Genomic DNA, 10684 nt, shown 5'->3' with positions numbered 1-10684 from the left:
CGTTGAATTTATCCGAAGGCGTGTATAGATCGTCGCCATTGCCCTCGCTTAAGGGGATATCAGGCAGCGTTGTGACGCTCTTGTGCTTGTCTATCTCGTACTAAATTATTGAGGCCTTTCGATGTCGAACTCACATCACCCCCCCGTCAGCAGAAAAGGGTTTACCCTTGTCGAGTTGCTGGTCGTTATCGCAATTATTGGTGTTTTGGTTGGGTTGTTGTTGCCCGCAGTCCAGGCCGCTCGTGAAGCCGCACGGCGGATGAGTTGCAGCAACAACTTCAAACAGATCGGGCTGGCGATCCACAACTATCACTCGGCTTACAGAAAGATGCCTAAGCATGGCACCGGGCCGATTTCCGAGCGTGCGATTGGTGCGAACTGGCCCAAAGAAACCGAACTTCAACACGAACGACTTAGTGCGCAGGTCGCTCTTCTACCGTTCGTCGAGCAACAGGCGTTGTGGGAACAAGTCAGCAACCCACTGATCGTGACCAGTGGTGGGACGACCGAAACCTATCCCGCGTTTGGTGCAATTCCTTGGAACGTTGTCGCTCAAACGAACATCTACACAACCGATTGGACTCCGTGCTTCACCGACGTGAACACGTTCCGCTGCCCGAGTGACCCCGGTTACGGATTGCCACTGGCGGGTCGGTCAAACTACGGCGTTTGCTACGGCGACGCGATCGACTACATGCACCTCGGTCCTTACACCAGTTGGGCCCGTAACACTCGTGCCGACGCTGAATACAAAGCCGCCGCTCGTGGCTGTTTCGGACTTTACACGCAAACCGCGTTTCGCGACATCCTCGACGGACTTTCGAACACGATCTGCATGGGTGAAAACAACAGTGACTTGGGCGACGAACACATAACGACGTCCCCACGTCGTAACGCGAATGTCGCCAACAAACCGAACAACTGCAACGGTCAAATCGAGGTCACCCGTCCGCAGTTCTGGCGTACGAGCCCACACAAAAACAACTTCGCCGAGACCAAGCGTGGTGCTTGCTGGGCGGGAGCCACGATGGGTTGGACGATGTGCAACACGATTCTTCCTCCGAACCGTGAGGTATGTACCGTCGGGCACAACACCGCGGGTGGTGGTACCTACACCGTCAGCAGTCGCCACCAAGGTGGTGCTCACGTGTTGATGGCCGATGGAGCTGTTCGATTCATCACCGATTCGATCGAGGCAGGAAACGATGACCTTGGTACGGTGAAATATGGTGGAACCGGAGTCCGTGCTCCAGGTTCAGCGAGCCCCTATGGTCTTTGGGGAGCACTCGGAACTCGCGCCGCGAAAGAAGTCATCGACGAAGAGTTCTAGTATTCTCGCGTAGTTTGGTTCTCGGGTAGGCGGTAGTGGATCTTGTGAAAGATCCTCATGCAGCAGGATTTTTTACAAGATCCACTACCCGAAACGTATCCCGAGTCGCCCGAACTCAACAATCTGAAATCGGGCGACATTTTGTGTTAGGGCTTAAATGCATCAAGTTTCGAAGCTCTCCACCTTCCTCGATCTGATAAATGTCTGTCGCGCCGTTTGTGGTGCGACGTTCCAGGGCGTTCGCGGTTTGTCGCTGAAGAGAAATGCTGCTCGCCGTTTCCGCCCATCGCTTTCCATCTTTTCCAACAATAATTACATGTTGCTACGACTTTTGATCTGCGTGTTTCTCTTTGCTCCTATTGCTGTGGGATGCTCGAACAATAGCGATAACCGCGTGATTGACACTACCGAACGACAACGCCTGACACCGGAAGAAAAGGCGGCGAGAATGGGCGCGATGGACTCCGAAGCATCTCCCGATGAGGAAGTGGAAGAAGAATAAGACGTCGACGCGCGGAGCTAGACGCGTCCAATTCCGGTAGCAGGGTTCGCCACATTCAGGTCTGCCACGTACGAGAATCACGCCCACCAGCAATGCGCCACCATCAAGAAATGGGGGTCAACGGCGTAGCGAAAGTCGCCAAAACTTTCGGTGATTCACGAGCTCTGCCGAAACTCTTGGCGGGCTGTTGATCTATTCGCTTAACGGCAATACCGTTCAATGAAGCACCGGGTTGTGGCGTTGTCGTTTAACCGGCAGCCGTAGGCGACCTGCTTGCCACTGCACGTCGCCTACGGCTACCGGTTAAACGAAAACAGGTTGATTTTCGATTAAATCGACAAGCCGTTGGCGAGTTTCGCTACCCTGAAACTGGTTTTGACGTACCGCTTGTTGGCGTCTCCGAAGTCTGACGACATCGAGCGAGGGCATCTTCAAACCCGGTCACGCACTTGGCACACCGTCGTCCACTAGCTTTCATCTCGAGCGATGCCATTTCGGTCGGCTTCATCCGCATGTGTTCTGTCGAGAACGTTGTCTAGATTCTCGGACAGGGCAAGAATCGTTTCCCAATCGTCGGTCACGATCGTTTGGCAATGGGCGAGGTTGTTTCGCAGTTTCTCGAGCTTCTTTGCCATCTGCTCCACCTGTCGCCGCGATTGAAACCGGGTCAGCTCTTGAAGTGCCTTGTTCCGGGCGACAATCTGGAGTTTGTCCGATAGCTGAAGACAATCCAATAGTGCGACGTTTTGATTGCGACGATCTCGTTCACGAAGCAACTGATCCGCTTTCTCGATTCGTCCCGCGGAAAGGCACGTCTTCCATTCGTCTTCACTGCAGTACCGCTCGATCAACCGCGTGAAACGCATTTCGATCAGGGTGACCATCCCGAACAGCCACATGCGAACGGGCGGTTTGTCCAAGTCCGAACGACTGACAATACCGCCGATCCGACCGAACGTCGAAACGAACAGTCGGCGTTGATCGCGAAGACGCCGGACAAGTTCCGGAAGCGGTTCGGTGTTGAGGATTACCTGTGCATGTTCAAACGGTTTCATGCAGTCCCCGCAGACACCGGATTCAATCTCCGCGACATCGAGATATCCCTCGATGCGTCCTGCCCGACGAATGCCGACGACCTCGTAGTTCCCCGCGCCCATCAATTCCTTGACCTTGTCGGTCGGTGCGAAGTCGTCGAACGACACGAGCGGTTCGGTGATGTCGTGGACCACGAACGCCTGCATGAACACGCGTCGCAGGCTGTGCACCGCAGATGGGTAGTGAGGCATGGGGAAGTTGCGTCTCACAAGGGATCGGTCGGATGTGGGCGTCGGCATCACGCCGTCGTGGTCGAAATCAGTCGTGGCGATTTCAGCTACTGGACGCTTCGGTTTCTGGTAGTTTTCGCAACGCCAACGCGAGCACCACCCACGTCCATCCGTTGAGAAGCAATTCCATTCCCACCAGCAATCCGATGATCCACAACACGCCCGATGGTTCCTCGGGGAGGTTGCGGAAGCTGCGGAAAATGATGAGACCGAGCATCGCGGTGACCAGGCCGTTGAAAAGGTGCCATCCCCACTGTGGGAACTGCAGCACGAGGGCCGTCACAATTCGAAACGCACCAGCGATCACAAAGAAACCGGCGAGCATCAGCGTGAGCAACGCGAGCGACGTCAGCGGAGCATCCGTGATCACAAAACCCGTGACCGTGTAAACGATCCCAATGAGTATTTGCAGGAAGAACGCGTTCCAGTGACGAGCCCAAAACGCACTGATGACCGTCGTGATCCCGCTGACAATCAGCAACGCCCCGAGAAAAACGACGACACCAATTGACGTGAACCACGGATACGCGATCGACGCGATTCCGCTGAGCACGAGAAGGATTCCGACGATGAGGAAGCACCACCATTCTTTCCGCATGTGGTTCAATTCATGAACAACCGGGTTTGGGAGGTTGGGGCCAACCGGGGGCTGCAAGGAATCGTTGGTCATCGAGAGTTCTCCTAGGAGTGGTGGCAAATGGTGATGGTTCTCGTTCTGCGATCGGCCGACATCGGCAATCGGGTTTCCGAATCGTCAGAAACGCGCGCAAACATCAGCCGAGATCCCCGTCGACGCCGCAGGCCGCGGCGCGTTGACACTCGTCGTGGAGAAAGGTGCCAGGCGTAATTAGTTGGCCGAGACTGCTTCGGCAGCCGACTTCGCGAGTGATCGTAGTTCCGGTTGAGCGGACGGATCGTTCGCGAGCGTCGTGAGTGCGTCTGCAGCGGAACTGGCCGCGGATCCAAGTGACTCCAGCGTCATGATCGCTTCGGCTTGGACACGCTGGTCCGGGAACGTCAAACCTTCCACCAAGACCGGAACGATCTTCGCAATTTGCATTTCGTCGGTCGGTGCGAGTTTGGAAATCGCCCACGCAGCGAGGAGCTTTTCAAACGGATCTGATGCGGACTCCATGAAGGACTCGACATCAGCCATTGCCGCGTTGGCCTGCGGGCCGATGCTTCCGAGAGCGAACAAGGCGCTGATCCGTGTCGACTCTTCATCGCTCCCGAGAGACCGCGCCAACTCGCTCGCTGCGGCGGCAGCGTCCGGTCCGACTTGGCCGCATACCGTCTGCAGGTCACGGCGAAATTCGCCTTCGGCCGAGCCGAGTGCTTCGACGACATTTGGGATCGCAGGCTTTGCCTTCGGGCCGAGTTCTTGCAAGACGGCTACGGCGAGTTCTTGATTTTCTACTTTGGACAGATTCTCGCCGGCTTTCTTGGCAACCGGTTCTCCGAGACTCGCCAGTGCTTCGACCAGGTTATGAGCCACCACGGGATCCGAATCGTTTAACTTCGCAATCAACCGTGGTCCGAGTACCTCAGGATCCACCTTGAGAGACTGCAGTCCCTTTGCGGCGGCGAGCCGGATACTCGGGTCATCGTTGCCGAGGCTGGCGACCAATTGATCGACGGCGGCTTGTTTCAATTCGGAGTCTTCCGGATGCAGCTTTGCGAGCGCCCAACGCGATACAAGAGAGAGCAGCGGTTCGTCGCTCGACACGGTGCTTTCGAGTTTCGGTGTGGCCGCGTCGAATCCTACGGCGCCGGAAGCGAACGCTGCTGCGGTTACGATCGACGGGTCGGAAGACTCGAGAGCCTTCAGGACTTCACCTTGTGCGTCTTTGGCAGCCGGTCCGATCTTCGCAATCGCGAGCAACGCTTGGACCTTGGTGTCGGTATCTGGAGTGCTGTTGACCAACTGAATCAACGCCGGCGTGGTGGGTGCCGCGACCGGGCCGAGTTCTTCAATCGCCAAGCACGCCCAATACGCGGCCTTTTCGTTCTTCAGAGCGGCGTTCAAAAACGGCAGTGCCTTTTCACCCCGCATCACGATCGTTTCCACCATTCGGCTGGCAAACAATGGGTGAGCCTTTTCCATGACCTGAACCGTCATCGGCACAATCACCTCGGGATCGTCGACGAGTTGGCGGATCGAATTCACCGCCGCGATTCGCACTCCCGAATCGGTATCGCCAACGGCGGCGATCAGAGCTTCCACGATCTTTTCTTCGTTGACGCCGATTCGTCCGAGTGCGATGGCGGCGTGATGCCGGACCGCGGTGTCGGGATCTTGGATCGCTGCGACGAGGGCGGGGACGGCGTCGGCACTGCGTGCACCGAGACGGCCCAATTCGCGTGCGGCTTTCCACCGGGTATCGTCGTCATCGCTTTGCAGCTTTTCGACGAGAGTGGAAACCGAGTCTGTTGCCGCGGCGACTTCCTCGGCATGCAACGACATGTTCGAATTTGGGATGATCGCCGTTCCGATCGTGCCAAGGCAAGCGAGGCATCCGGCGAGCACGTGAGCGGTTTTACATTTCACGATGAAGAGACCAAACGGTGTGGGGGCAGACTTCGGGAGTTTCGTAGTGGAAACGTCAGAGCGGGCGACAAACGTCGAGGTTAAGAACGATCTCATTGATAGTCCTCCTTCAGCATCTTTTCCAAACGACGCAGGAAGCGAACCGACCGCGTTATTTCGCTAGCGGAGAAGTCCGAGGCGTGATCTTCGACGTGGTAAACCCACATATTCAGAAGCTTGTTCAATCGGATGTACTCTTCCGCCGAAAGCGTTCCGTCTTTGGCTCGCTTGGCGAACAGTTCCTCGATCTCTTTGCGTCCCTTTTCATCGTGAGGGTGCATCAACCCGAGCGGCCAACTGATCTTTCCGGTCGGCTCGTAGAAGTCTGAACTCGTCAGCGGTTGGTACTCGCGGCTTTTAATGTAGGCGGCCAGTTTTTCCTTTTTCGCTTCGGATTGCTTGCGGCGGAACTCGTCCCGGATGGCACGGTTCTCGACAAAGCTGCTGATCGCGAAGTTTCGGTTTTCTAAGTACGCCCGGCGTGCTCGTTCCGCTTCGGTCGCCGCTTGTGAATACGAAACGGATGCTTGAGCACGTGATCGAATCACGTCGGCCATCCCGCGGGCCATGCCTTCTTCCGCGGTCGATGCGTGGCCGCCTCGGTAGGCGCCGTATCCGTAGCCGTAGTTTCCGACCGGTGCCGCACTGTAATCGTAGCCGCTGTCGTAACCCGTTCCGTATCGCGGGTCGGTGCCGTCTTGGCAGATCGCCACGCGAGCCGTTGTGAACGCGACCGCGCCGCACAAAATCAAACGTACCATCAAAATCTTCATCACTTGTCCAGTCTTCGCGTAGACGGTTGTCCAGATGCTGGGTTGTCAGGGTTCAGGTCGCCGGGGCGATTCACGTCGGGGCCTTCGCACCGCGGTACGATCCACGCCGACCCGCTGTTACGCCGGTTGTGGCGACGAATCGCAACCAGCACCGATTCTAGCCAGCGGCGCACCACCAAGATACTATTGCGCTTGGAAAGTGTTGGATTTTCAGTGTGTCTTTGTATTCCACTGTGCGGATCGTATCGCATGTGAGCGATCGGGTGACGGACGTGTTCTCTCGCACTGAAACTTCACGTATCAAGTTTCGCATTCGCGCTCAAAACTCCACTTCGAATGCTACACTGTCCCCGGTTGACGGATATTCCATCGACCGCGGATCGTGCAGGCCGTCAAACGAGCACAATGCAGATGGACACCATGGAACATTGGCCCGCGGAGAAACGAGATGCAGAAGCTAGTTGACGGGATTCACAAATTTCAGCGCGAGTCGTTCAGCCGCGATCAGAAACTGTTCGAAACCCTCGCCGAGGGACAACATCCGCTGGCGTTGTTTATCACCTGTTCGGATTCGCGAATCGACCCGAGCCGATTGACGCAGACGAACCCGGGTGAGTTGTTCATTTTGCGAACCGCGGGAAACATCGTTCCTCCTTACGCGAGCGTGTTTGCCGGTGAAGCGGCGACGATTGAGTATGCGGTCAGTGCGTTGAAGATCCGCGACATCATCATCTGCGGCCACTCACACTGCGGCGCGATGGCGGGTTTGTTGGACCTCGCCGCCGTCGAAAAGATGCCTGCGGTGAAAGCCTACCTGCAACACGCCGAGGCGACTCGCCGGATCGTGGAAGAGAACTACGAACACCTGACCGACCCGACCCGGCGGTTGACGTTGACCGTGGAAGAAAACGTGCTGGTTCAGTTGGAGAGTTTGAAAACCCATCCGTCGGTTGCCGCTGCTCTCGGACGCGGCGAGTTGAAACTCCATGGGTGGGTTTACAAATTCGAATCCGGCGAAGTCTTTGGATTCAATCCGGAGAGCAACGCGTTTCTGCCACTCGAAGACATCTCGCCCCAGGTCACTGCTCCCGACCGAACGTTGCCGCAAATCTGATCGCGGACCACGGCGTGCGAGGTGCCGCCGGCTATTCCAACCGTCTTCGCTTCCACGCCAGATAGTTTGCAAACCCCGGATGGGTCTTCAGTTTCTCAATCGTGTTGTAGTCACGTCCGACTTCTTTTTCGTCGGGGATGAGATTGTGAATGGAACGATGACACATCTTGCAGACTGAAATCGTTTCCCGCATCTGTTCGATCGTGAACCGCCGCTTCCACCACGTTTTGCGGTGGCAGTGACGCGGGATCAAATGATGCTCGTTGAAGGCGTTGTCGACTTCACACAAAACGCATTTCATGTTGGTGGGGGCTGAAGTCTGGCGACATCAGCTACGGGGATTGCACAGACTTAGACGACGACACGAGACCTGTTCCAACTCAGCGAGATTTCGACCGTCCTGTTGGTGCTTCGTCGTCCGCGCGTGTTCGTTTCTGGAAATACAGTTTGATCGGTACTTCGCCGAAGGGCAGGTGATCGCGGAACCAACCGAGGATGTATCGTTGGTAGTCGTGACCAAACGCGTTCGGGTCGGTGCACATTAACACGATCGTTGGCGGTTCGGTGGAAACCTGCGTCGCGTAGAAAATTTTCGGCCGACGGTTTTGGTACATCGGAGGCGGGTGAACGTCCATCGCGGCGCGAACGACTCGGTTGAGTTCACCGGTCGACACACGCGTTTTCGCTTGTTTGTGCAGCATCGCCGCGTGGTTGAGCAGCGTTTTGACGTTCTTGCCCGATTGGCCGGTGATGAAAGCGATCGGAGCGTACGACAACGTCGTGAATTGGTGCCGCAGATACTTCACCCACTTCTCCGTCGGAACCTGCCCGGAGTAGAGGTCCCATTTGTTGACGACAAAGATCACCGGCTTGTGATGCTCCATGACATAGCCGACGAGTTGCTTGTCGACTTTGCTCGTCTTCTGGGTAGCGTCGAAGAACATCAGCACCACATCGGCCCGTCGCACGCTGCGTTGCGCGCGGTGCGTCGAATACCATTCCAAGTCCGTTCGAACGCTTTTGCGTTTCCGCAGACCCGGCGTATCGATCGCGGTGAACGTTTGCCCGTCGACCTCGAAGTTCACGTCGACGCTGTCTCGCGTCGTGCCTGCGACTTCGCTGACGATCATGCGTTCGGATTCGGCGAGCGAGTTCACGAACGTACTTTTGCCGACATTACGCCGTCCGACGATCGTGATCTTCATCGCTGATTCGGGAGCGATCGTTTCGTCATCGGCGGGTAATCGGTCGACGATCGCCTGCATCAAATCATCACGTCCGCGGTTTTGCAGGGTGCTGACCGGGATCAACATCCCACGGCCGAGCGAGCGGAACTCCTCGGCGTGGATTTCTTGGTGGTCTTGGTCGGTCTTGTTGGCGACCAGGATCACCGGACGCTCGACGCCGCGCAATCGCTCGACGACTTCCGTGTCCAGCGGCATGATGCCCGTCTGGATGTCGACGACCAGCAAGATGACATCGGCGGTGTTGATCGCAAATTCGATTTGCTGGGTGACATCGGCGGTCAAGTTATCGGCGTCCACGACGCCCACCCCACCGGTGTCGACCAGTTCAAAGAATCGCTCGTCCGCTTCGATCAGAGTCGTCATCCGATCGCGCGTCACGCCCTCATAGTTGTCGACAATCGCTAGGCGACGACGCGCCAACCAATTGAAGAGACTGCTTTTGCCGACGTTAGGCCGGCCAACGATGGCAACTTGAGGAACGGGCATCTGGGAAGAACTAAACGAAAGGAAACTGGTTGAGCGGCGTGGCTCTACGGGACCGACTTTGCGGGAATGGCAAAGGGCAGCGAAAAGAGTTTCGCGAGCCACGCGAATCGTCGCCACGTCCAACGCGGTTGCGAGGGGCGGCACGATCGGCGAGTCGACACTCGCCAAGGCGACATGTTAGACTCTGCGACCGATATTCAGAATGCCATGGCGGCACGATCGTGACGAAAACCCGGTTTTGATTAGCAATTTGAGTCAACCCACCCCCAATTCCGACGTTTCGCCCGCCGCGGGAACCGAGTGCCAATCCGCTGGCGAAATTGCTGCGACGGCGGGAGAGCTGTTCGAGCACCTGCGACGCAGCGGCATCCGATTCGTGCCGCAGCCGACTGACGCTGGGGTCCAGCAATGGAGTGATGCGTTTGTCGACGCCGCAGAAGTCGCCGGCGAACAACCCGTTGCCGCCCAACCGGCGGACGCGGCGGCAGTCCCGCAATTGGCCCCGCCATCTGATCCGGCCCCAACACCACCCCAGTCGCCCCCCGCCGCGCAGCCCCGGCCCGCGCAGCCCAAAGCCGCGCCAGCGGCGGTTTCAGGTGGTTCGGATCCGTACGCTGGTGAATCGTTGCCGGTTGCCCAGAGGATCGCGACCTTGCAAACGCTCGCCGAGACCGTGGCGGGCTGCACCCGCTGCAAAGCCCTCGCGCAGTGCCGGACGCAAACCGTCTTTGGCGAAGGAAACCCGGCGCCGCGATTTGTGTTCTTCGGCGAAGGCCCAGGGGCCGATGAGGATAAAACGGGGCGACCGTTCGTGGGACGAGCCGGTCAGTTGTTGACGAAAATGATCGAGGCGAGTCGTCTGCAGCGAGACGAGGTGTACATCATGAACACCGTGAAATGCCGCCCGCCAGGCAATCGGAACCCCGAACCGAGCGAAGTCGCCAACTGCCGCGAATACTTCGAAGCTCAACTGCAAACGTTGCGACCAGAGTACATCGTTTGCCTCGGTGCGGTCAGCTCGCAGGCGTTGCTGCAAACGAAACTGTCGATCGGGCGTTTGCGTCAGAAGTTCCATCAGTACCACGACAGCAAAGTGCTGGTGATCTATCACCCCGCCTATCTGCTGCGGAATCCCGACGCCAAAAGAGCGGCCTGGGCAGACTTGCAAATGCTGATGAAAGACGCGGGGCTGTAGGGGGCATCTTCTTTCGCCCTATCTCGTCTCACATCGCTACGTCCAAACTGCGCTGAGCAATTTGGCGAATCCTCCCCCCAACACCGTCGCCGCTCAATATTTGCATGCTGTTGAGTTTGCTGCGA

General features: G+C 57.3%; 10 protein-coding genes. 4 read left to right on the top strand and 6 right to left on the bottom strand.

The features are described from left to right. Positions 1–121 precede the first annotated feature (121 nt). Both RSSM_RS17025 and RSSM_RS33250 read left to right on the top strand, forming a co-directional pair. The gene (locus RSSM_RS17025) at positions 122–1330 is read left to right on the top strand and encodes a DUF1559 domain-containing protein (protein ID WP_081613815.1); all 1209 of its coding nucleotides are present in this window, start codon (positions 122–124) and stop codon (positions 1328–1330) included. A 316-nt stretch (positions 1331–1646) separates the two neighbouring features. Next, positions 1647–1832, top strand: a complete 186-nt coding sequence (locus tag RSSM_RS33250; protein ID WP_144059897.1) for a hypothetical protein — start codon at positions 1647–1649, stop codon at positions 1830–1832. 467 nt (positions 1833–2299) lie between these two features. Here RSSM_RS33250 and RSSM_RS17015 read toward each other — a convergent pair whose 3' ends face one another. From RSSM_RS17015 to RSSM_RS17000, 4 genes are all read right to left on the bottom strand, one after another. Beyond that, positions 2300–3118 (bottom strand): hypothetical protein, encoded by an 819-nt coding sequence (locus RSSM_RS17015; RefSeq protein WP_008681339.1) that lies wholly within the window; start codon positions 3116–3118, stop codon positions 2300–2302. Between the two features lie 82 nt (positions 3119–3200). Then, positions 3201–3827, bottom strand: coding sequence for an HdeD family acid-resistance protein (locus RSSM_RS17010; protein WP_008681337.1), 627 nt, complete (start codon positions 3825–3827; stop codon positions 3201–3203). Positions 3828–4004: 177 nt separating this feature from the next. Next, entirely contained in the window at positions 4005–5801 is a 1797-nt protein-coding gene (locus RSSM_RS17005; protein ID WP_144059896.1) for a HEAT repeat domain-containing protein, read from the bottom strand. After that, the gene (locus RSSM_RS17000; RefSeq protein WP_201767208.1) at positions 5798–6505 is read right to left on the bottom strand and encodes a hypothetical protein; all 708 of its coding nucleotides are present in this window, start codon (positions 6503–6505) and stop codon (positions 5798–5800) included. Before RSSM_RS17000 ends, RSSM_RS17005 begins: the two co-directional genes overlap by 4 nt. A gap of 460 nt (positions 6506–6965) precedes the next feature. On the opposite strand from RSSM_RS17000, the gene RSSM_RS16995 reads away from it, so the two are divergent. Next, positions 6966–7631 (top strand): carbonic anhydrase, encoded by a 666-nt coding sequence (locus RSSM_RS16995; protein WP_008681331.1) that lies wholly within the window; start codon positions 6966–6968, stop codon positions 7629–7631. Positions 7632–7662: 31 nt separating this feature from the next. Here the strand turns inward: RSSM_RS16995 and RSSM_RS16990 are convergent, their stop codons facing one another. Both RSSM_RS16990 and der read right to left on the bottom strand, forming a co-directional pair. Beyond that, positions 7663–7932: a hypothetical protein gene (locus tag RSSM_RS16990; protein ID WP_008681330.1), complete on the bottom strand. Its 270-nt coding sequence runs from the start codon at positions 7930–7932 to the stop codon at positions 7663–7665. Positions 7933–8011: 79 nt separating this feature from the next. Further along, on the bottom strand, positions 8012–9364 hold the full coding sequence (der, locus tag RSSM_RS16985) for a ribosome biogenesis GTPase Der (RefSeq protein WP_008681328.1): 1353 nt from the start codon (positions 9362–9364) through the stop codon (positions 8012–8014). A gap of 202 nt (positions 9365–9566) precedes the next feature. On the opposite strand from der, the gene RSSM_RS16980 reads away from it, so the two are divergent. After that, positions 9567–10559: a uracil-DNA glycosylase gene (locus RSSM_RS16980; RefSeq protein WP_008681323.1), complete on the top strand. Its 993-nt coding sequence runs from the start codon at positions 9567–9569 to the stop codon at positions 10557–10559. The last annotated feature ends 125 nt before the right edge of the window (positions 10560–10684 follow it).

The sequence above is a fragment of the Aporhodopirellula sallentina SM41 genome, assembly GCF_000346505.1.
Classification (GTDB): Bacteria; Planctomycetota; Planctomycetia; order Pirellulales; family Pirellulaceae; genus Rhodopirellula; species Rhodopirellula sallentina.
The sequence above is the reverse complement of the archived record's forward strand: the minus strand, read 5'-3'. Positions and strand labels throughout refer to the sequence as shown.